General features: G+C 37.8%; 14 protein-coding genes. 7 read left to right on the top strand and 7 right to left on the bottom strand.

Features of this window, described 5'->3' with window-relative positions; translation table 11 throughout:
• Positions 1-52: 52 nt before the first annotated feature.
• The 5 genes from tpiA to ndk form a co-directional block, all read right to left on the bottom strand.
• Positions 53-808, bottom strand: coding sequence for a triose-phosphate isomerase (gene tpiA, locus D0T53_RS12205; RefSeq protein ID WP_163268301.1), 756 nt, complete (start codon positions 806-808; stop codon positions 53-55).
• Between the two features lie 28 nt (positions 809-836).
• Positions 837-2,177, bottom strand: a complete 1,341-nt coding sequence (locus tag D0T53_RS12210; RefSeq protein WP_163268303.1) for a BT_3928 family protein — start codon at positions 2,175-2,177, stop codon at positions 837-839.
• Positions 2,178-2,203: 26 nt separating this feature from the next.
• Positions 2,204-2,752, bottom strand: a complete 549-nt coding sequence (locus D0T53_RS12215; RefSeq protein WP_163268305.1) for a DUF1599 domain-containing protein — start codon at positions 2,750-2,752, stop codon at positions 2,204-2,206.
• A gap of 113 nt (positions 2,753-2,865) precedes the next feature.
• Entirely contained in the window at positions 2,866-3,891 is a 1,026-nt protein-coding gene (locus D0T53_RS12220) for a M23 family metallopeptidase (RefSeq protein WP_163268307.1), read from the bottom strand.
• Between the two features lie 3 nt (positions 3,892-3,894).
• Positions 3,895-4,356, bottom strand: coding sequence for a nucleoside-diphosphate kinase (ndk, locus tag D0T53_RS12225; protein ID WP_163268309.1), 462 nt, complete (start codon positions 4,354-4,356; stop codon positions 3,895-3,897).
• 710 nt (positions 4,357-5,066) lie between these two features.
• Here ndk and D0T53_RS12230 point away from each other — a divergent pair.
• From D0T53_RS12230 to D0T53_RS12245, 4 genes are all read left to right on the top strand, one after another.
• Positions 5,067-7,838 (top strand): LamG-like jellyroll fold domain-containing protein, encoded by a 2,772-nt coding sequence (locus D0T53_RS12230; RefSeq protein ID WP_163268311.1) that lies wholly within the window; start codon positions 5,067-5,069, stop codon positions 7,836-7,838.
• Between the two features lie 8 nt (positions 7,839-7,846).
• A complete protein-coding gene (locus tag D0T53_RS12235; protein ID WP_163268313.1) occupies positions 7,847-10,942 on the top strand; it encodes an alginate lyase family protein in 3,096 nt (1,031 codons plus the stop codon).
• 519 nt (positions 10,943-11,461) lie between these two features.
• Entirely contained in the window at positions 11,462-12,463 is a 1,002-nt protein-coding gene (locus tag D0T53_RS12240) for a glycoside hydrolase family 43 protein (RefSeq protein ID WP_163268315.1), read from the top strand.
• 290 nt (positions 12,464-12,753) lie between these two features.
• The gene (locus tag D0T53_RS12245) at positions 12,754-13,812 is read left to right on the top strand and encodes an LD-carboxypeptidase (protein ID WP_163268317.1); all 1,059 of its coding nucleotides are present in this window, start codon (positions 12,754-12,756) and stop codon (positions 13,810-13,812) included.
• Between the two features lie 56 nt (positions 13,813-13,868).
• On the opposite strand, the gene D0T53_RS12250 is transcribed toward D0T53_RS12245, so the two are convergent.
• The gene (locus tag D0T53_RS12250) at positions 13,869-14,558 is read right to left on the bottom strand and encodes a DNA alkylation repair protein (protein WP_163268319.1); all 690 of its coding nucleotides are present in this window, start codon (positions 14,556-14,558) and stop codon (positions 13,869-13,871) included.
• Between the two features lie 374 nt (positions 14,559-14,932).
• Here D0T53_RS12250 and D0T53_RS12255 point away from each other — a divergent pair, with 374 nt between their 5' ends.
• The 3 genes from D0T53_RS12255 to D0T53_RS12265 are packed head-to-tail and all read left to right on the top strand — an operon-like array spanning position 14,933 to position 23,646.
• Positions 14,933-18,559 (top strand): alpha-L-rhamnosidase, encoded by a 3,627-nt coding sequence (locus D0T53_RS12255; protein ID WP_163268321.1) that lies wholly within the window; start codon positions 14,933-14,935, stop codon positions 18,557-18,559.
• A gap of 10 nt (positions 18,560-18,569) precedes the next feature.
• Positions 18,570-21,014, top strand: coding sequence for a family 43 glycosylhydrolase (locus D0T53_RS12260; RefSeq protein ID WP_163268323.1), 2,445 nt, complete (start codon positions 18,570-18,572; stop codon positions 21,012-21,014).
• Between the two features lie 46 nt (positions 21,015-21,060).
• On the top strand, positions 21,061-23,646 hold the full coding sequence (locus tag D0T53_RS12265; protein ID WP_163268325.1) for an alpha-L-arabinofuranosidase C-terminal domain-containing protein: 2,586 nt from the start codon (positions 21,061-21,063) through the stop codon (positions 23,644-23,646).
• A 598-nt stretch (positions 23,647-24,244) separates the two neighbouring features.
• On the opposite strand, the gene D0T53_RS13480 is transcribed toward D0T53_RS12265, so the two are convergent.
• A partial coding sequence (locus D0T53_RS13480) for a hypothetical protein (protein WP_221411538.1) occupies positions 24,245-24,427 on the bottom strand: 183 nt, incomplete at its 5' end.

A 24,427-nucleotide genomic window follows, 5' to 3' on the forward strand; every position in this document is an offset into this window, starting at 1 on the left:
CACAAGAATCTCTTATACGGAGATTCTTGCGATCGAATATACTGTTTATAACTTAAAATGCTTCGATAATAGGAAGGAATTTCTCAACATCAAGAGAAGCACCTCCAATCAAACCACCATCAACGTCAGGGTTCGAGAACAATTCTTTAGCATTTGAAGCATTTGCACTACCTCCGTAAAGGATAGTTGTATTATCGGCAGCTTCTTTACCGAATTTCGCAGCTAAAGTTTCACGGATGAAAGCATGCATTTCCTGAGCTTGTGCAGGTGTTGCAGTTTTTCCGGTACCAATAGCCCAAACAGGTTCGTAAGCAAGAACTATGTTTGCAAATTGCTCGGCCGAAAGATTAAATAAAGCGTTCTCTATTTGAGATTTAACTACTTCGTTTTGTTTTCCTGATTCTCTTTCTTCAAGAACTTCGCCAATACAGAAGATTGGTTTCAACCCATTTTCAAGAGCTAATAATACTTTTTCTTTTAATGTAGCATCGGTTTCTCCGTAATAGGCACGGCGCTCCGAGTGTCCCAATATTACATATTTGGCACCTGTAGAAGCAACCATAGCTGCCGAAACTTCACCTGTGTAAGCTCCTGATACTTTGTCGGCACAGTTTTGAGCCGAAACTCCGATTTTGTTTGTATCGATTGCAGAAGCAACACTTGCCAGATGAATGAAAGGAGTGCCAATAACGACATCGCATTTTAATGTTTTTCCCGCTAATGCTTTTTCAAGTTCTTTAGCAAAAGCTACACCTTCCTGAAGATTCTTATTCATCTTCCAGTTTCCTGCTACAATGTTTTTTCTCATAATGATAGTGTTATTTGATATATAAAAATTAAGAATTTATATTGTCTGTTGTCTTTTTGCTGTTCTCCATTGGTGGCTGCTTTTTTCTGAATATAAGCAAATCGAGGCTTGTTAGCAGTAGCAATGGTATAAAAAATATACTTAATAAAACGAGCATTGTATTTTTATTCTGTTCCTGTGTATCTATTTTTTGAGAAAGAGGAAGCTTGTCAAGCGGCGCACTTAATTGTTCTTCCGCAGGCACTCTTATATCAGGCCATTTATTTATTACAACACCGTTTTTTAATAATATTAGCCCCGGATTAGAGCGAATCATTGTTTTAAGCGTTCGCGAATCGGTTTGGCAAAAAATAAAGTTCACAGGATTTTCGTCGTCCCACTCCAGTATCTCTGTTGTGGAAGAGGCTGTCAGACAATAAAAATCGTAATGATATTCTTTTGCATAGTTATTTACATCTTCGAAACGAGAGAGATAAGTTTCGTTCATTTCCGACAGAGAATATGCTATCATCAGAAATGTATAATTAGACGATTCGAGAACTTCACTTGTTATGTTTTCTTCATCTTCTATTTCTTTTCTGTCGGGGCTGAAATACAACCTGTTTATTTCGAAATCGGTTATTTGTGGTTTTTCACCCTCTTTTACCAATTTATTTATTCTGTCAACAAATATCCATGTCGAATCCTGCCACGGATAATTGTCGTCCGAAAATTCTTTTTTCTCTCCGTTTTTTTCGTAAATAAATACATTTTCGTAAACATCGCCCTTGCCTTCTTCAACGCTTATCAGCTCGGGCAAATTAGCTCCTATTTTATATGGACGAAAATCTATTACAGGTTCTACATTCGAGTTATATACGCAAAAAGCTATACCAAAAGCAATAATATAGAATGCTACCAGCCAGTAAAATTTACCTGTGTATAAATTGGTAATAGTTTCGTGCCAGAAAAATAATACGATAGCCGCAGCAAGGAGGATTATGTTTTTAAAGAATGTTTGCCAGTTTGTAATAACAAAAGCATCGCCAAAACATCCGCAATCGCTTACCGGATTAAAAATTGCCAGATAAAGCGTGAATGGCGTCATAAATATCATAATAAGAAGGGCCATTCGCGATGTCCACTTACGATATATTCCAAACAGCATGAATACCCCAACCGAAAACTCTACTACACACAATGCTATTGCTACAGGCAAAGCCAGCGAGTTAAAGGCTTCGAACCCAAAAGCAGTGAAGTAGTCCTGTATTTTATAAGTAGTTCCCATAGGATCGACCGACTTGGTAAATCCTGAGAATGTGAATGTAACCCCGATTATTATACGGGAAAGCTCGACTAGTACTTTTTTTAATATTTTCTTACTATCCATCTTTATAAAAACTCTCAAAGAAGACGTTATTCTTCAGGAAATTCTATTTTTATCAGTCCAAAAACAGAATAATTTAATATATCCATATAATTGGCATCGATGCCTTCCGACACGATAGTTTTACCACTATTGCTTTCTATTTGTTTTATACGGAGAAGCTTTGTAAGGATAAGATCGGTATACGAGCTTATCCGCATAGCCCTCCAAGCTTCGCCATAATCGTGATTTTTAGCAAAAAGCAATTCTTTTGTTTGGGCTACGTATTTGTCGTACAGTTTAAGAACACTATCCTCGTCCATATCAACAGTTTCGGTATAACCTAATTCGAGTTGTATGAGCCCGACAATACAGTAATTTATGATAGCAACAAATTCGGACGATATACTGTCGCCTACCATATTTACACCCTTTTCTTCGATGCTCCTTATACGTCTGGCTTTTATTAAAATTTGGTCTGTGACCGATTGTGGACGCATTATTCGCCACGATGGACCATAGTCTTTCAATTTTTTTGCAAAAAGATTCCGGCATCCCGAAATAACATGATCGAATTGTTCTTGCGTATTTTTTGCCATTCGGTTAGTAATGAAAATTATAGTGCTTTTTTTACTGCATGCAAAGGTATGAAAAAAACAAAAGCATAAGTTCTTTTCCTTATGCTTTTATATATCTAATTTAGCTTAAATTGCTACTTGGTTCTTATCGATTGTCCTAATCGCAATGTTGTTGTTTCGGAGATATTATTTAAACGGCATAAACTACGTATCGATGTTCCGTGCGCCTTAGCTATTCTCGATAATGTATCACCCTTTGTTACCCGGTGATAACCTACACCACCCGAAATATACTTGTTTTGATTGGCTGGTGTTTTTGCATACGACCTACTGGTTACAGTACTTGATGCCCCTGAATCGTTAAATGTTCTCTTCGAAATTGTGTATGAATCGCGATGACATACTTTGTTTTTGAAATCGACAATGTGGTTTGGGTTAAACGGCTGCCCTAAGAAACGAAACTCCCAATGCAAATGCGAACCGGAAGAACGGCCTGTATTTCCTCCTAAGGCGATAGGATCTCCCGATCTTACAACATCGTTTTCGCTTACTAAAAATTTAGAAAGATGGCCATACACGGTTTCGAGGCCATTGTGATGACGTAGAACTACATAATATCCGTATCCTCTTCTCTCAAAATTGCATAGCCTTACTTTTCCGTCGAAAGTTGCATATATAGTGTCTCCGGTTTGTACTTTTAGGTCGATTCCGTGATGAAAACGGCGGCGACGTTTTCCGTAATTTGACGTCACATGTCCCATCGTGGGCATTGTGAAGTTCGAAAGGTCTACGCTAAAAGTATCAGGGATGTTTGTGAGATTTCCGTAAATATTTACACGGCTGGCACTCCACAATCCGCCATATATTTCGTCAGCCGGAATTTCGTCAGCATCCAGAATTCGTTCTTCCCGAGCTTTATCGATAAGCGACAAGTCGCGTTTTATTTTTATTCCGTCGGCATATAAGTTCTGGCTTGTAGTAGAGCGACTGTGTCTTTGCTTAAAAGCAACCTCTATGCGTGTGTCTGGTACCGATTTGTTTTCGGTGGCATCTTTATTTTCTTCGTTTCCTGATGCAAATGCACATAGCGGAAGTAGCATAAAAGCTGCGAGCGAAAAGGTTTTGATTTTTATTAACATTGGTTGTTTTTTACTCTCCATTATTTAAAGTTCGTCGCTTGCGTATAGATTAGGCAAGGCTAAAAGTTTGTATTCAAAAATTTCATCATCTCTAAAAAAACGCTTTAATTCGATGGCAGCCGATTGAGCCGAATCCGATGCGTGAACAATATTTTCTTGCGAACTTACAGCGAAATCGCCCCTTATTGTTCCCGTTTGAGCTTCTCTTCCATTTGTTTTTCCTATAAGGTTTCTAACAACCCTTGCGGCATCAATTCCTTCCCAGCACTGCACAATAACAGGAGTGGCTTTCATTGATTGTTTTACTTTATCGAAAAAAGGCTTTTCTTTTAAATGGGCATAGTGAATATCCAGTATTGCATCATTTAATTGCATCATTTTAGTTCCTGCCAGCCGAAGCCCCTTGCGTTCAAATCTTGAAGTAACCTCTCCGATTAGATTACGCTGAACAGCCGAAGGCTTTAAAATGATGAGGGTTTTCTCCATTGCAAAAAAGTCGTTTTTTTATGAATCCTGTCAAAGATAATTATTTTATTTATTAAAAAGCAAGTTATCAGCGAGTTATTTTCTGCTATTTAACACTGTAAAAAACATTCGGAGCTCTTTTGTTTTATTTACATGTCGCTAATTATCAACCTGTTATTGTTTTTGAAAATTGTTCACGGCTTAACGTTATTTAGTAGAATATTTTAGAAGAACATTTTAACTTTAATATTATGCTGTATATCCAATTTTTGGATTTAATAATGGATAAAATTTATGCCTCGTAATCTGATTATTTACAACCTGCACAACATTCTCGTTTTCGAAATATTAGTATACATACAAATAGCAACTCGCAGAAAAATATTTTAAGAAAAATAGATGTGAGTAATATTAACGAGGCTATCTGTTATGCCATTTGTGCAGGTGTTATTAATATCGCCGATTATTATTTCTAGGAGCTGCAATATACTTTTTGTTAGACATTGTTATTTTCTTTAAAGATGGTTTGACACAAAATATCCTATAAAATGAGATGTTACATCCCATATACTTCTCATTGTTTCGGCTAAATTTGACATTCGATATAAAATATTATTGAGAAATATAATCACAAAATAAGCAACTGGGCGAAGTTGCATAGGCTGTGGGAGATTTTTTAATTTATAATTGTAGCGAATAAGCACCTTAGTAAACATTTTAATTTTATTATCATGAAAAAAAGTTACTTTTTAATGACTTTGCTGATGATTTTCGCATCAGTAGTCGTAAGTAAGGCCCAATCCTATGACCTAAAGGATTTAACAATGGATCAATTTGTATCGGGTGGTACCGATGAGTGGAGTTTTGAACGTCATGATGTCAATTCTGACGTTTATTCGTCGTTTACAACATGTGACGAAAACAGTACTGCTGTAAACTTTTATGACCAATACATTACCGAACGTTTCAATTTGTATCCAATTATGAATCGTCCGGCAAGTGGTACTCAGTATGAGCAAAAAAGAACTGCCTGGTATGCTGCTGTAAACGAATTTGTTTATGTAGCACACGAGTACGCCGATGATGTTACAATAGGCGACAATATTGTTTATGGAACAAATTATCCTGATACACTGAAGGGATATGAAGTATATGCAGACTCGAAAGGAGTTAGTGCTGCTATTACTTTTACTGTTCCTGAAACAGGATATTACAAAGTAGACATGAAAGTAATCCGCATGGACCTGTGGAGCAAAATTGGCCCAATGAAAGTTTATCAGTATTTCCGTTATGAAGGCGAAGGACCAGGATACCCAATGGGACAAGACTTTGACTATGGTATTGGACAGGGTATTGACCTTGTACAACCCGAAAATTTAGAACTTTATAATAAATATGTTGCACTTATTCCTGAATTTCCACAAGTAGTTAATGGCGGTGGACAGCCTTTGCGTGGATTACCTACAGGTAGCACTACTGAATATTTTTATTTTTACGCTAAAGAGGGCGACAAACTGTCGTTTGAAACAGATGCACGCAGTACTAACAACGGAGAAAATACTCCACGTGGAGCTTATGCCCGTACTAAATGGTCGAATCTTGTTGTAGAAAAAACTGATGAGGCTACAGCAAAAGCCAACGCCTCTAAATTTGTTAGCCCTTATGACGAAAATCCAACTCTTTTAGCTGAACTGCAAGACAAAATGGCAGAAGCGGAATCTGTTATCAACGACTTTGAGTATTCACAAGCTTCGCGCGATGCATTAGAAGCTTATTATATGCTTATAGACAGCCGTTTAACTGCCGGTGCTATTAAATCGATGGAAATCCCTTCAGTGATTAAAGAGTTTGATAAAATAATTGCTGTTTGTCGCGCATCAACTGTTGGCTTAAAAGTAAGATATTTATTCGACGATGTTACAGATAATATTGTCCCTGACGTTTCTGGAACAGGAAATGATGGTAAATTAAATAAAGCAACTATTAAGGCTTTAGGCGACGGCAAATTCAATGTTCTGGAACTTGGAACCGAAAACGGTTATTTAGACATGGGCGCAACTGTTGGCGATGCATTCTGCACTACAGGCGATTATACAATTTCGACTTACTATCGTATCGACGCAAATGCCGATATTTCGGGTAACGGAAGAATGTTGTTTACATTCTCTTCTCTTGAAGCAAATGCATCAACAGCCGGAGAATATGTTTTCTATCGTGTACCGGGACAAAAATATAGCATGGCATCTGCTGGATGGAGTACTGAGAAAACGTTAAATAGAAATGCAGATCCTATAAAAGGAGAATGGCAACACTTAGTTATCCAACAAACAGGTGAAACTTGTACAATTTATGTAAATGGTGTTGAAGTTATAACAGGTGAGTTAACTAAACCATCTTTAAATTTCACTGCGCCTACTGCTTACAACTGGATTGGACGCCCACCTTTCGGAGGTGACAGATATCTGCAACAAACAATGGTTTACGATTTCCGTGTTTACAATTACGCTTTCCCGGTTAATACAGACAGTATAACAACATGGACTGAAACAGTTTTGGCATTAGACAATGCAACTAACTTTGGTACAGATGGAGATTACACCGAATTGGAAGATCTAATTAAAAAATATGCAGCGATTGCAGATGCAGCGGTAGCAGGTGAAGCTACAGGTGAATATCCTCAAGAAGCTATAGATGCGTTTAAAGCCAGTATAGCAGCAGCAGACGAACTTGCTAATACTGACAATGTATCTCAGGTTAGACTTGACGTAGAGGTTAAAGCATTAAATACTGCGTACCAAACATTTAGTGTATCAGTTGTGTACGAAGCTAATACATTGGACGAAGGCTTATATTACATTACAGTAAATAATTCACTTTATCTTACAAATCCCGGAGCTGAAGCTTTGGCCGATAAACAAACTTTAACTATTGCAAATGGAGGATTGTCTGCTACAAAAGTTGCAGATAATACACAAGCTTGGAAACTTACTAAAGTTATGGCTCTTGATCCTTTCCGTTATTCTATTTATAGCGAACTAGATGAAAATGGAGTAAAACGCCATTTAACAGAAACTGCTGTTCTTCAAAGTGCATGGGGTGGTTCAGACAACAATTGGCGTACATTTAATATTCTTTATAATGGAACTGGTTATGCAGTTCAGAGTGCAGGAGCAGCAGCAAGCAAAGGAGACTGGACTTATGATGCTACTAAAGAAAGTTTAGCCTTTGGTGCTAAAATTCCATTTATATTCAACTTTATACCTTTTACTGGTGATGGTATTGAAAATGGAGTTAACAGCAATGGTGTGAAAATTACTGCCGATAACAATGCTATTAAAGTTGTAACCGAAACATCTGCAACAGTAACAGTATATTCAATTTCCGGAGCATTAGTTAAACAAGTTTCGGTATCGGGAGAACAGATAATACCTGTACAATCGGGCTTATATATTGTAAAAGTTCAAGGTGAAGAAACTGCTGTAGGAAAAGTGGTAGTTAAATAAACTATAGAATGAGAAGAATCTTAATAAATTTATTTGTATTGGGTGCGTTATTAGTAGCGCACCCATACATTTCCTTAGGCCAAACCTTCATTCATCCCGGAGGTTTAGTTACTCAGGAAGACATTGACAGGACGCAATTTCTGCTTAATCTGGAAAAAGACCCTACAATAATTGCAGCCTACAACAAGTTGAAAGCAAACGGACATGCATCCTTCAATTATAGCCCTAATGCCACAGCTTATATTCAGCGAGGATTAAGTGGCGATAATTATGGCAATGCAATGAATCAGGTAGCTGCCGCTTACCAAAATGCGCTGATGTGGCGTATTAGCGGAGATACGCGTCATGCCGATTGTGCTGTTCGTATTCTTAATGCATGGGCAAGAACCTGTAAAGCAATCACAGGAAATACAAATGCCTCATTAGCATCGGGTATCTATGGCTATGAATTTGCTCAAGCCGGAGAGCTTTTACGTGGTTATTCGGGTTGGGAAGAAGCCGATTTCAAAGCTTACCAAGATTGGATGCGTAATTTATGGTATCCTCGGGTTATGTATTTTCTTGAAAATCGGCATGGCACTATACCTAATCACTATTGGGCAAACTGGGGGCTATGTAATACATTGGCATTGATAAGCATTGGTATTTTATGCGATGATGTTTCGATTTACAACCAAGGACTTTCGTTCTATAAGGATGACAAAATAGGGACTTTTACCGACCAATTGGAGGCCGACGAAAAAGTTCATGGACGTGGATATAACGAGTTTTTAGGTAATAATGTTGTATGGATGCACCCTGATCCTCGTGGCCCTTTCGGCTTTTTAGGGCAGATGCAGGAAAGTGGACGCGACCAAGGACATACACTTATGGAGACGGGGTTGAGTGTCGATATATGTCAAACCGCATGGAATCAGGGCGACGATTTATATGCATATATGAACAATCGGATTGCTGCCGGAATCGAATATGTTGCACTTACCAATACTCTGGAAACTGATGAGCAAGTTGCCGATTCAGTACCTTTTATTACTTATGTAAAATACTCTGCCGAAGCTGGAGAAAAAACAGTGATGGGTATAGGAGGTCGCGGTGCTGGTCGTCCTTTTTGGGATCGTGTTATCGCTCATTACGAAGGGGAGAAAGGTATTTCGATGACTTACTCGCGTAAAATGAGAGATAAAATGGGTGTTGATGGTGGTGGTGGCGACTACGGAGGCAATAGCGGAGGATTTGACCACCTTGGTTTTTCTACTATAACCAACTACCGTCCTAAAACAATGTATCCTATGCCGGGACGTTTACCTGTGACTCTTGGAACAAAAATTATTTATGGAAGCCAAACTATTAATGATAACCGCATTAATAAAGTAGAAAAAGGTAGTTCTATAACGTTGAGTCCATCTTTACCTGATGGAGCTGACACAGGAGGAACATGGAAATGGGAAACCGGAGAAACTACCCGCGAACTTACATTTAATGTTCAAAAAAGCGGGATCTATCGTGTAACTTACACATCGCCTAACGGAGTAAGAAGCCGTCAGGCATTTAACATAGCAGTTTGGGGAGATTGTACACCCGAACCGTTGATACCAAGTATAACTGTAGGTGACGATGTTTATCAGGATACAATAATCAAGGTTCTGCCTTTCCAAAAATTTACGCTGAGTATCGGTACCAGAGATTATAACCGTGGTTCTGCCAAATGGGATGTAGGTGCTACCGGATTTAGCTTACCTGTAAATAATGGGGTTTCAAAAGATTCGGTGTTTACAGTAGTGCATTATAATGATGGTGGATATAAAACAACTGTTAATTTTCATGTAAAAATGAGATATGTAACGCCTACTATCTCGGTAGATGGAGGTGATGCACAAACAACAAATCGTGTTTTAGTCGAAACTGGTCAATTTGCTGAACTAAAGCCAAAAACCGGCACAGGCTATGATTGGGGTACTTATCGTTGGAGTACAGGCCATACGTCGAAAAATCTCGTTGTTTTGAATATACAAAAATCGCAGCACCTTCAGGTTTATTATACTTTAACCAATACAAGTGGTGTTACAACTATCGACACGTTGGATTTTTACGTTTCGGTAAAGAAAGATTTTTTTCAGATGCCAAACGGAGACTATTATATTCAGAGTGCATCGGACGGATTATACCTGACCAATCATAATGCAACAGCAACAACAAAAGAAAAACCTTTATTTAACGACAAAAACGAAACCGACACAGATTCCCAAATATGGACAATAAGTAAAGAAACAGCATCGAATGCCGATGGACGTTTTAAGATTGTTTCAAAAAAAGATGGGAACTATGTGAATGAAAAAGGCGATTTCGGGACTAATCCGTATTATCCCGAATGGAATACTTATACGTTTTATGCATTGGATGGCGAAAACCTTTATGCAATACAAAATGGAGGAAAGTCAGGTACTAAATACTGGCAAACTTCGACAGCAGGTATTTCGCAAGGTGCAGACGTACAGGATGGCTATCCTTTTCTTATAACACCTACTGTTCCTTGGGCTGAAGAGCCTTCTGTGCCGGGAACAAATGTTCTTTCTTATATTACTCCGGCATACTCGGTCAATGGCGGAGCCTCTAAATACGGAAGCGAAATCACAATTGAGGCGGGTAAGAATTTAAGGTTAAGGCCTATTGTTGTACAAGGAATGAGCGGAGGCACTTGGCTTTGGAGCGATAACAGCACAAACCGTCAGATTGAATTGAACAATATTCAAAGTGGAGGTACTTATTCTGTTGAGTATACTTACCCTGAGGCTGATACAACCTTCGTTTTTTCATTAACATATACTGTAAAAATAGACGATACATCAATTTCAGATATAACAAGCGGCAATAGAGTAGCTGTATATCCTAATCCTGTTCAGGATTACCTGATTGTTAATATCGCTGAAACGTCAAGTAATGATACCCAATTTACATTGTATAGCCTTGATGGTCGAGCATTAAAAACCAGATCATGCCAAGCCGGCGAAAACAAAATTAATATGTCTGGTATGTTCAAAGGTTTATACATAGGTGTGTTAAGCTCTAACGGTAAAAACGAAACGTTTAAAATTATTAAAGACTAATTTAGGTTTTACCAACCGGATAATATTCGGTTATTCTCTATAAACCATTACATATATTGGGAATTGCTTATTTAAAATAACGATTCCCTATTTTATTATATACCTTTAGGTTATATTTGGTATATGAAATACATTCGACTCAGCAATAAAAAGTAAGCTTCTTGCATAATTTTTTGTAGATTCTTCACAAAAAATTATATGTTTTATAATATGGTTTTTTATTTTGCAATCTGAGAATAATAGTCTTTCTTTGTATCAGATAACCTAAAACAATCTTTTTACCTTAAAGACTAATACCTAAGTTAACTCAATAAATGGAGATTTTTCATGAAAATCTCCATTTATTCTTTTTAAGGTGTACATTGTACAATTAAAGAATCTCAGGGAATACCATAAACATGACGTTCGATATACCAACGTTTCCATAGGGCTTAGCATTGCTAAACCTTTTTTATAATTTTCCATTCATTGTGTTTAATCGATAATTCTGATTATTTTTAAACAAAAATCACAGAAAGTATGAAGAAAACATTTTTGCTCCTTTTGGTTTGCCTCGTCATTTGTGCTTGTTCGAACCAGTCAGCTAATAAGAACCTAACAGAAAAAAAACTGACACCTATAGATTCTATCGTGTTAAGTGATCCTGCTATTCTGCCGGACAATAAAACTGGCATGTATTATATGACAGGAACAGGAGGTAAGTTATGGAAAAGTAAAGATCTGAAACTTTGGGAAGGCCCTTATGATGTGGCACAAACAGATTCTACTTCGTGGATGGGGCCTAAACCTATGATATGGGCAGCCGAATTACACGAATATAAAGGTAAATATTACTACTTTGCTACCTTTACCAATAAAAACGTAATAATTGATACGGTAGCAGGAAATGCTATTGAACGCCGAGCCTCGCATATTTTAGTAAGTGATACGCCCGATGGCCCGTATCTGCCAATGAAGGATGAGACTTATCTGCCTGCCAATATGCCAACACTGGATGGCACATTTTGGATAGACAGTGATGAAAAACCTTATATGGTATATTGTTACGAATGGTTGCAGAATATGAATGGAACTATCGAAAAGATTGAGTTAAAGCCCGACCTGAGCGGATCGGTAGGAGAACCGAAACTGATGTTTAAAGCCAGCGATTCGCCATGGAGCAGAGAAAAGAATGAAAAGGGAGAAGATACTTTTAACAAAGTTACCGACGGGCCTTACTTGTTTAAAACAGGAACAGGACGTTTAGGTATGATCTGGACAAGTTGGATTTATTCTACATATACCCAAGGTATAGCCTATTCCGAAAGCGGAACTCTTGATGGTCCGTGGATTCACGAGCCCGACCCAATTACACCACCCAATTTTGGGCATGGCATGCTTTTTCGTACTTTCGATGGGAAACTTTTGATGTCGGTGCATAGTCATAAGGATGTAAACGGACATTATCACCGTATACCTTGTTTATTTGAGGTTGACGATTCGGGCGATAAACTGATTATCGGAAAAAGATATATACCTTAACTATTGGGTATAATCTAAAAATATATTGACTATTAATAGGCTATTCTTCATATCGAGAATAGCCTATTTTACAATTTGCTGGTTATCGGCAATTAAACCCGCAGGTAATAAACAACATTGCACAAAAGCAAGATTTTGTATTGATTTGAAAGCTTATTTGTTAAATTTGCAGCAGATGGTACAATACGATATTTTAAAACTAAGATTTTAAAAGAAAATTATTTTCCAAGGGTTCACTTTGAACCGGTTTTGTTATATCTTCGGGAAACAGCAATACGAAAAAAAATGGCATGAATAAAAGAAGCGTCTTAATCTGTATAATCGGGCTTATATTGGTGCTCTCTAATGTGGGCATACTGCTAGGCCAAAACATAACAAGTAGAACAACATGTACCGTAAAACCTGAAAGGTTACGTTCGGGCGATAAAATAGGTTTGGTTGCATCGGCTTCGTTTATAACCGAGAAAGATCTACAAACATCGGTCGAAAAAATAAGGCAACTCGGGTTTATACCTGTTTATTCGGACAAAATACATGGAAAATATGGCTATTTTAGTGGTACAGACGAACAACGGGCTGCCGATTTTAACGATATGGTAAAGAATCCCGACATAAAAGGGATAATATTTGCAGGTGGCGGATATGGTTGTACCCGCATTCTCGATTTGGTGGACTACAATATGATAAAGAAAAATCCTAAAGTAATAATGGGATTTAGCGATAATACAGCCCTTATTAATGCTATAAATAAGAAAACGGGCTTGGTTACGTTTCATGGACCAATTGCCAGAACAATACATAAGGGATATAACCAGGAACATTTCGAAAACATAATAGTCAGCCCGATAGATAAGTATGTGATTGAAAGCTCTGCCGAAGATTTGCTAAAGTCGGCAAACAATAAAACTCTCGACAGGTATACCATTACTGCAGGTAAAGCGCAGGGAGAGTTAGTTGGCGGAAATCTCACATTAATATGCTCCATGATAGGAACTCCATATCAGATTGACATGAAGGGTAAAATTGTGATGATTGAAGATATTAACGAAGAGCCCTACCGGATTGATAGAATGTTGACGCAGCTGATAGCAAGTGGCGAACTGACAAAGGCTGCAGGAATTGTATTCGGTATTTGTAGAGGGTGCGACAAATCGGATAAAACAAAAACACTTAACTCGTTTACCCTAAGGCAAGTGATTGAGGACAGGATAAAACCACTAAACATCCCTGCAGTATACGGATTATCGTTTGGGCATAATATTAATAACTTTACTTTCCCTATTGGGCTAAAAGCCCGTTTTGATGCCAACAACATGACTATCCAGCTATTCGAAAAAGCTGTGGAGTAGATAGTAACAGAAAAATGAGGCAAGGAAAAACCTCTAAGTTGAATGGCTAGATAATATTATTTCATCTTTAAACTATTCAAAAATTCTTTTCTTTCCGGTGTTATACGGTAGCTTTCGCGTGCTTTTTGGATAGCTTTATTGTGTACAAATTTTGAGAAAGTCCTCTGCTCTAATATCGGGAGAGTTTCGTCATAAAATTTAACCAGTGCAACACTTATAGCCCAAGCAATAGCCATATCTACATAATACTGTCCTTGAGGCACTTCCAACAAATGCTTTAAAGTTGAATCAATATACGTTTCGCTCATAAAATAATCCATCAGGAGAATGACGAAGGTGCGTTTTGTAAATTCTCCATTATGGGTTTTGAGAGGCAGAAAGTGAGTCAATACCTCTTCTGGTTGTTTCTGAAAAACTTTCAGCGAAGAAATAATAGTGTCTACATGAGCCCAATTGTCGAATTTCAAAATCAGAGGGTCTAAGTAGTAAAATATTTTTTCCAAAGAAGGCTTTTTTAGCTGACCTAATACAAGACCATATAGTAGAATATGTTCGTAAGTAGTATATTCTGCATTTCTCAGATAGATTTCAATATCTGCACTGACAGATATTTCCTTTGCCAGTTTTTTCAATGCAGGCATGCGAATACCATGTATCTCATAACTGGTAGGGATGAGTTTTTCATTAAATGCTTTATAATCACTTTCAGATAAAGCTTTGAGTTTTTCGGCTATCAAAGTATTCATATGATTTAGATATAGTATTATAAACAAAGATACTTATAAAATATATTATGATAAATTTTTTACGACTTAGTATTAAGCTTTCATAACGATATACTATTTATGAATGTGTAGCCCCTCTTTTCGATGCGAATTAAAACAAAAAATTTGTGTACAAACTTGACTTTGCCTTTCACTTCGTGCTTCAAATCAAAGCCAAAGAACAAAGTGATTTTCAAACAATAAGCAGAAAGTGTATTTTAAACATTTTATCGGATAAAAGCCGAATTTATCCGATAATTTTTATATATTTAAAACCTCAAATGCTTTAGTGTTTTATAACTAATAAGCAAATACCTGTAAAGAAAAACAATTGTTTAACTTTCAAATTCTTATAGATGAAAAATAAAGCTATGAAGTTAATAGCAGAATTAAAGGTTGTTCATAAATTCCTATTTATTTTATTGCTCTTTTTATGTTTATTTGCTTGTTGTGGTAGTCTGTCTGCCACCAATAAAGTTAAGGTAATAAGAAACCTAAAAGTTGAATACACCAAAACACCTTTAGGCATAGACGTTGAAAACCCCCGTTTTAGTTGGCAAATGAGTTCCGAAGAACGAGGTATTTCCCAAACAGCTTATCAAATAATTGTTACTGACGAATTCAATCAAAAAGTGTGGGATTCGGGCAAAGTGAATGACAATATTTCTTTAAATATAAAATACGCAGGCCATCCGTTAAGCCCTTGCACACGTTACAACTGGAAACTAACAGTATGGAATAATCGGAAGGAAAAGAAAGATGCCACTTCATGGTTCGAAACAGGTTTAATGAACCCTAACTCAAATCTGTTGGCTTGGAATGGAGCCAAATGGATAGGAGGAACAGACAGCGACTTGCCTTTGTATCCATATTATCTTCCTGTATTTAAGTTAAATTACTCGCTGCAACTGGATGAGGCGACGCAAACAACCAAAGCTGGATTTGTTTATGGAGCAAACGATAGCCGACTGATGGATAAAAATAAAAACCTCTATGGTTTGAAAAGCAAATTAAACGAATCTTATCTGTTAGTCGAATTAGATATTCAGCCGTTATTTTCGGGTAATCTTGCGCAAATACACATATATAGAACTGGCTATCACCCCGACGACAAAAAAAATATACCTCTGAAAAGTTTTCCGATTCCTACAGAAATAATTAATGACAAAAATAAGTATGGGAAGCAAACTATTTTTGTTACTTCTGTTTTGGGATATACCCAAATATATATTGATAACGAAGGGCGTAAAAACCGAGTTGGAGAAATAAACCTGAATCCATTAGGAAGGGGAGGTGACTTTATTGCGTTCCCAATGCTTTCTGAAATTGGATTTTCTGTGGCTCAAGGGCAAGCTTGCCGATTTTCTGACATTGAAATTCGAAATTACAGAAGCCCGTCCAATATCTTATTTACAGAAGACCTTAACAAACAGCCTTACGGCGGTATATTCTCGGAAACATCGGATAACATAACTGTATCAAATTCTCTTTATGAAGTGAGAGGTAAAAACTCTGCAGCTTTTGTTATTGCTAATCCTCAGCAAAACTCGATGCCTATGTTGCGTACTACTTTCTCGGTATCAGATTCTTCAGTAAAAAAAGCTCGTTTATATGTTACTTCGCGCGGAGTGTATGAGATATTTATAAACGGGAAACGTATTGGTGACGATTATTTTAATCCGGGATTAACTCAATATAATAAAACTCATTTGTACCAAACTTACGATGTTACCAACAATATTATTTCGGGTAAAAATGCAATAGGTGCTATTTTGGGCGAAGGTTGGTGGAGCGGAGGTGCAACCTACATGGGCGATTTCTGGAATTTTTTTGGCGACAGGCAATCGCTATTAGCCAAATTGGTTATCACTTATACCGATGGCCGAGAAGATGTGATTATAACAAACCCCGAAACGTGGAATTATTTTAATAATGGACCTCTGCTTTATGGAAGTTTTTTTCAGGGTGAAATTTATGATGCAACAAAAGAACACCTGATTACGGGCTGGGCTACTGGCACTTACAACGATTCGGGCTGGACTAAAGCTATTGAAGTAGGGCTTGAAAAACATATAAGTTACGATGAAACGAATAAGCATTATAATATGCCTATGATAGACGATTACAGTAATTTGTCTTTAGTTGGGCAATTTGGTGAAACAGTAAAAAAGATAAAGGAGTTGACTGCCGTTTCCGTCGAAGAAGTCCGTCCCGGTGTTTTTGTTTATGATATGGGGCAAAATATGGCAGGAGTTCCTAAAATTGAACTGTCGGGAATGGAGAAAGGTAAAAACATTACTTTGCGTTTTGCCGAAGTTAAATATCCAGATTTACCCGAATATGAAAAGAATGTAGGTATGCTTATGCTCGAAAATATTCGTGCAGCTATGTCGCAGGATGTTTACATTGCAAAAGGCGGGAATGAAACAATCAGCCCACGATTCACATTTCATGGATATCGTTTTGTCGAAATAACAGGGATTCCCGAAGCCTTACCTCTAAATGCAGTGAAAGGCGAAGTTTTGAGTTCTGTTCTCGAACTGTCCTCTAAATACGAAACATCTAATAACAAAGTAAATAAGCTTTGGGAAAACATAGTTTGGTCTACATACAGTAATTTTATTTCTATCCCTACCGATTGTCCTCAACGAAACGAAAGACTAGGCTGGAGTGGCGATATTTCTATTTTTTCACGTACTGCTACTTATTTATCAAATATATCGCAATTCTTGAAAAGACATATGTTAGCAATGCGTGATGTGCAACGCGAAGATGGCCGTTTTCCTGATATTGCACCCATAGGTGGAGGGTTTGGTGGAGTTTTGTGGGGAAGCGCCGCTATTACCGTACCTTGGGAAAGCTTTCAACAATATGGAGATAAGGAGTTGCTTGTAGAACACTATGCTGCAATGAAAAACTATATTGATTATCTGTTACAACAAATAGATGGGAAAACAAACATATTCGGGCAGAAATACGTACGAAATTGGGGCAGTCTAGGCGATTGGCTCAGCCCCGAATACGACAGAAATGAAAAATCATTGTTATGGGAAGCTTATTTCATATATGATTTAGAACTTATGAATAAAATAGCTTCGCTTTTAGGCGAAAATGGAGATGCTGAAAGATTCAAAAAATTGCATACTGAAAGAAAAGAATTCTTTAATAAAACCTACATAAATAAAGAAACAGGAGAAACGATCTTCCCAAATTTGGAAGAAAAGAAAGTTGATACACAAGTTTCTTATGTTCTTCCGCTTGCATTCGGCATTATAGACGAGGCGACTAACAAAAAAGTTGTATCTAATTTTGTAAATACTGTAAAACGAGAGAATATGGCCGACAATAAAACAATGTGCCCCCCTTATTCTCTCATGACTGGTTTTATTGGCACGGCTTGGATCAATAAAGCTTTATCCGATAATGGATATACAGATATTGCTTATGATCTGCTTCAGCAAACAACCTATCCCTCGTGGTTATATTCGGTAGAACAAGGAGCAACCACCATATGGGAACGTTTAAATTCGTATACCCACACCAATGGATTTGGAGGCAACAACCGGATGAATTCTTTTAATCATTATTCTTTTGGTGCAGTATGTGCATGGATGTACAACTATTCGCTGGGTATTGAACGGGATGAGAGCAATCCGGGATTTAAACATTTTATATTGAAGCCCGAACCCGATCCGACCGGAAAAATGACTTATGCAAAAGGACACTACGATTCAATGTATGGAAGGATAAAAAGCAGTTGGCAAATTGACGGAAATAAATGTCTTTACAAATTTACTGTCCCTGCTAATACTTCGGCAACCTTGTTTTTAAAAGCACCTTCATTAAACAACATTAAAGAGGGAAAGAAACCATTAGCTCAGTCGAAAGGCATAAAGTATTTGCAAGCAAATAAAAACACATATGCTTTCGAACTGTCGGCCGGGGTATATCAAATTGAAGTACAAAATAATAACAAATATTAACATTGCACTTATGGTAAGATCAAGCTTTTTATGTTCCTTATTATTTGTTTTTGTCTGTTCAATATTTCAGATAAAAGCACAAGAATATCCGAAAGTAATAATATCCGGAGATTATCCCGACCCGTCTATCGTGCGCGATGGAAGAGATTATTATATGACTCATTCGCCCTTCTATTATATGCCGGGCTTTCTTATCTGGCATTCTCAGGATTTAATCAATTGGCAACCCATTTGTCGTGCAGTGCCCGAATACACCGGTTCGGCAATGGCTCCCGATTTAATTAAACACAACGGACGTTTCTACCTTTATTTTCCATCGGAAGGAACAAACTGGGTAGTTTGGGCAGATGATATAAAAGGCCCTTGGAGCAAGCCTGTCGATCTTAAAGTAAATGGTATCGATCCCGGACATGTTGTGAAAGATAACGGAGAACGTTATCTGTATGTAGATAAAGGATATGTTATTCGCCTATCAGATGATGGGTTGTCTACCATTGGTGAACGAAAATTGGTATACGAAGGATGGCAATATCCGAAAGAATGGGAAACTGAAGGGATGTACCTCGAATCTCCTAAACTGATTTTTAAAGATGGCTATTACTATATGATTTCGGCACAAGGCGGAACAGCAGGACCTCCTACCAGCCACATGATTGTCGTTGCGCGGTCGAAAAACGTACATGGTCCATGGGAAAACTCTCCATACAATCCGCTTGTTCACACATACAGTGCTAACGACAATTGGTGGTCGAAAGGGCACGGAACAATTGTTGACGATATAAATGGTAATTGGTGGGTTGTTTACCATGCTTATGCTAATGGCTATCATGCTTTAGGGCGACAAACCTTAATAGAGCCTATTGAGTGGACTTCTGATGGTTGGTGTCGTACCACAGCTGAGGTAACACCCATTATTCCGGAAAAACAGGTAAAGCATGGTTTAGAACTATCGGATAATTTTGGCGGAAAAGAATTAGGATTGCAATGGACTTTCTGGAAAGAATATACTCCCCGTTCGGTTATTTTGAAAGACAATACATTGTACCTCGAAGCAATGGGTACAACTCCGGCCGATGCCCGAAAATTACTGGTTACGGCAACCGATAAAACTTATGAAGTACAAGTAGAGGTTCGATCGGATAAAGGGAATGATGCAGGATTAATATTATTTTACAATGAAAAGGCATTCGCAGGAATTCTTTCCGATGGAAAACAATTCACTATTTATAAAAATGCAGAGACTCGAATAAACATTCCGAACAAGATTGGTAAACGCTCTTTTCTGAAAATACTGAATCAGGGAAATAACTGTACATTTTTGGCAAGTAAAGATGGAAATAACTGGACAATTTTGGCCGAGAATATTGATGTTTCGAATATGCATCATAATAATTATAAAGGATTTTTTGCCTTACGTCCGGCATTAGTTTCTTCAGGAAAGGGTAAAGCGCAATTCAAACAATTTCAGTACAAAAATGCCGTTCCTCAGGAAAAAGATATGAGTGCCTACCTTATGGTATTCCATAAAGACGACACTCATGGGTTGTATATGGCATTGAGTACCGACGGATATAGTTTTACTGCTCTGAATGATGCGAAACCGATAATGTCGGGCGATACAATTGCCGACCAGAAGGGTATAAGAGATCCGCATATTTATCGCGGTCCCGACGGTGCTTTTTATATGGCAATGACCGACTTACACGTGTTTGCCAAACGCGATGGACTACGAAGCGAAGAGTGGGAACGGGATGGAAAGATATATGGCTGGGGAAATAACAGAGGATTGATATTGATGAAATCTTGGAACTTAATTAATTGGAAACGCACTAATATCCGCTTTAACGAAATTTCGGCTCAATTTCAGGAAATCGGATGTGCATGGGCTCCCGAAACCGTATACGATGAAGAGTCGGGTAAGTTGATGATTTACTTTACTATGCGCTATAAAAACGAGCCTAATAAATTATATTATGCTTATGTTAACGAAGACTATAACCGCTTAGAGTCAATGCCTAAACTCTTGTTCGAATATCCAAATGAAAAAGTGTCGGCCATAGATGCCGATATAACAAAAATAAACGGAAAATACCGAATGTTTTATGTGGCTCACGATGGTGTTGCCGGAATAAAACAAGCTGTTTCGGACAAAGTGAATGGTAATTATGAGTATGACTCGCGTTGGTACGATCCTGAACCAAGGGCTTGCGAGGCTCCTAATGTATGGAAGCGTATAGGCGAAGAAAAATGGGTGTTAATGTATGATTGTTATGGGCAGAAAGTTCATAATTTCGGATTTAGCGAAACATCGGATTTTGTTCACTTTAAAAACTTGGAACACTTTAACGAAGGGGTGATGAGAACAACAAATTTTACCTCGCCAAAACATGGCGCTATTATTCATTTAACCAAAGAAGAAGCAGATAAATTATCTAAACATTGGGGAATGAAATAATCGGCGACTGATTTCACTATATCACTTTTTATCGAACATAATAAACATGAAAACAAAAATCTTTTCTTTTTTACTGTTGTTTATGCTTACCCAAGTAAGTATAAACCTGTATGCAAATGAACCAAAATCGGCTTACATATTTGCATATGCTACCGGACAGAATAACAACCATAACGGGTTGCATTTTGCATGGAGTATCGATCAGAAAACATGGTTCCCTATTGGTCCTGAATTTTCGTTTGTGAAATCGGATTATAGTCGCTGGGGGTCCGAAAAGAGAATGTTATCTCCGGTATTGTTTCAGGATAAGAATGCTAACTGGCATGCCGTGTGGACTCTGAACGAAAGAGATGGAGCCTTTGCTTATGCTTTTTCTGAAGATTTGGTTAATTGGAAACCTCAGGCCTATCCGTTAGTTGCTGAAGGAAAAAATTGCATGCAAACCGAATTGTCGTTTAATAATGGGCTTTATACTGTGTCGTGGGCAAGCATAAATGGAACTGACACTACCTATAGTGCGGTAACAACCCCCGATTTCAAGACATATAGCAAAGCAAAACAAATATCGAAATCGGATCGTATAGGGCAACGCAAAACTGTTTTAGTTGCAAATAAACCGGAGACTGGAACTGTGCATCCTGTTTCGTGGGATGTTATAGACAAATTGGAGAAAAAGGTTGTATGGACAAATTACCGTAATCAACTGTTTTCCGAAACGATGAAAGACGACCATGCTCGTTTTGCCGATTTAAAGCCTCTGGAGGCTACTATTTCGATAGATGTTACTGATTGTAAAAAAATTAGTGATAAGCTATTGGGTATCTTTTTCGAGGACATTAACTATTCGGCCGACGGAGGCATTTATGCCGAATTGATTCAGAATCGTGATTTTGAATATTCTTCGGCCGACCGTCGGGAGTGGAATTCAAAATCGTTCTGGAATTTGAATGGCGATAATATGAATTTTGAAATTGGAACGGAAAACCCTATCCACGAAAACAATTCGCATTATGCAGTATTAACTGTAGAAAAAGTAGGCGCAGGCATACGTAACGAAGGCTTTGATGGCATTGTTCTGAAAGAAAAAGAAAAATATAACTTCTCGTTATTTGCCCGTTCGCTAGATGGTAAAAAGGGGAAATTGATAATCCGCTTGATAGACCATAACGGAAAAATATTGGGCGAAACAAACATTTCCGGTCTGTCGAAGGACTGGAAAAAATATGAGGCTGTAATAACAGCAAAAGAAAACGCAACAAATGCCCGTTTAGAAATTGCACCACAAACAGAAGGCAAAATAGCCTTAGATATGGTTTCGTTATTCCCTCAAAAAACATTTAAAAACAGAAAGAACGGACTTCGGGCCGATTTGGCTCAAACATTAGCAGACCTGAAGCCTCAATTTGTACGTTTTCCCGGAGGCTGTGTAGCTCATGGCGATGGTATAGGCAATATATATCATTGGAAGAATACGGTGGGAGCGCTAGAAGCACGTAAGCCTCAGCGAAACATATGGGGGTATCATCAAACAGCAGGATTGGGCTATTTCGAGTACTTTCAGTTTTGCGAAGATATAGCAGCCGAACCTATACCTATTGTTGCAGCAGGTGTACCTTGCCAGAATTCGGCTCATCATGGTTGTGCTATCGGAGGACAACAAGGAGGTATCCCCTTGTCAGAAATGGATGCATACGTTCAGGATATAGTAGATTTGGTAGAGTGGGCGAATGGCGACCCTAAAAAAAGCAAATGGGCAAAAATGCGTGCCGATGCAGGGCACCCTAAACCATTCAATTTAAAATACATCGGGGTTGGTAACGAAGACCTGATATCGGAAGTTTTTGAGGAACGTTTCGAGATGATATTTAAAGCTCTGAAAGAAAAACATCCCGAAATTACAGTTATAGGAACAGCAGGGCCTTTCTGCGAGGGTTCGGACTATGAACGTGGTTGGGAACTTGCCTCCGAATTAGGTATTCCGATGTTGGACGAGCATTATTATCAACCTCCGGGATGGTATATCTACAATCAGGATTATTACGACCGTTACGATAGAAATAAAGCGAAAGTTTATTTGGGAGAGTATGCCTCACATTTACCGGGTCGTCCTAATAATATTGAGACAGCTTTAACCGAAGCTCTTCATCTTATTTCGTGCGAACGTAATGGAGATGTAGTAGAAATGACCTCGTATGCACCCCTTTTAGCAAAAGAGAAATTTACTCAGTGGAATCCCGATTTAATTTATTTTAATAACTCGGAAGTAAAACCAACTGTTGGTTATTACGTTCAGCAATTATTTGGGCAAAATGCCGGAACTGAATATATCTCTTCCGCTGTCAGTGTCGCAAATGGTAACAATAAGGTTCAGAAACGGGTGGCTTGCTCTGTTGTTCGCGATAGTAGTACAGGAAACACAATTGTAAAAATTGTAAACTTACTTCCTGTTGAAGTTAAAGCAAAACTAAATGCCGACGAATTAGGAACTATGGGATCGGAAGTTGAAAGAACAATTTTGAAAGGAAAACCGGACGATAGGGGTGCTCATCCCTTAAGCGATAAAGTTTTGTTAGAAGATATCGACAATCTGGAACTACCGGCTTATTCTTTTACTGTTTTAAGATTTAAATAACCTTTAAATTATAATGATGAGCATGAAAAAAGTTAGTGACATTTAAATAAGGAGACACTTGTTTCAACCAGTTAGAGTGGGACGCTAAATATACAACTAGGAAATAAAAATCTGGAAGTTATGTTGGGAACTCATTCATTAAATACTTTTGTCACTAAATAAATATTCTGTTTAGACATATAATTAACTTTGCAAGGGGAAGTTGTAAACAGTTAAAAGCGACGATTTAAGAAATCTCTTAAATTGTCGCTTTTCCCATTTATGAGCCAATATAATCAAAGTTATATTATCTATAAGTTGTGAAGCCCTGCTATTAGTTAACAACAAATGATAATTGGTTATCAAAAAATATAAATTATTGTCAGGTATGTCAGGTTTTTTTGATTATATGCATTTTATGGCATTGTAAGTTGTGTATAATTCTATATTGATAGAATAGCAAATAACAAGTGTTCTTTAAAATTATACTTATTAATTAACTGTTGTTACTGCGCGTGATCGAAGATCACTTACATTCCTTTTGCCCTATGCCGCAAAAGGAATCAAAAAGGCATTTTGCGGCTATACCTTCTTGGGGACAGCATTGCAGCCGTAAAGGCTAAATTAAAAATAACTCGCAGCTAAAGCTGCTCAAACAGCTTTTAATTTTTAACGCCTTTGCCGCCTGCATGCCTTGTCCGTCGAAGCTAAGGCCGCTCTCAGACAATGCATCGCAAAAAGGACCGACCTCGCCGTATGTGCGGGGTACCCGCTTAGCGAAGTGAACGCCCGGAACAAAAAG

It is taken from the genome of Dysgonomonas sp. 216 (assembly GCF_010501065.1).
Lineage (GTDB): Bacteria > Bacteroidota > Bacteroidia > Bacteroidales > Dysgonomonadaceae > QVMM01.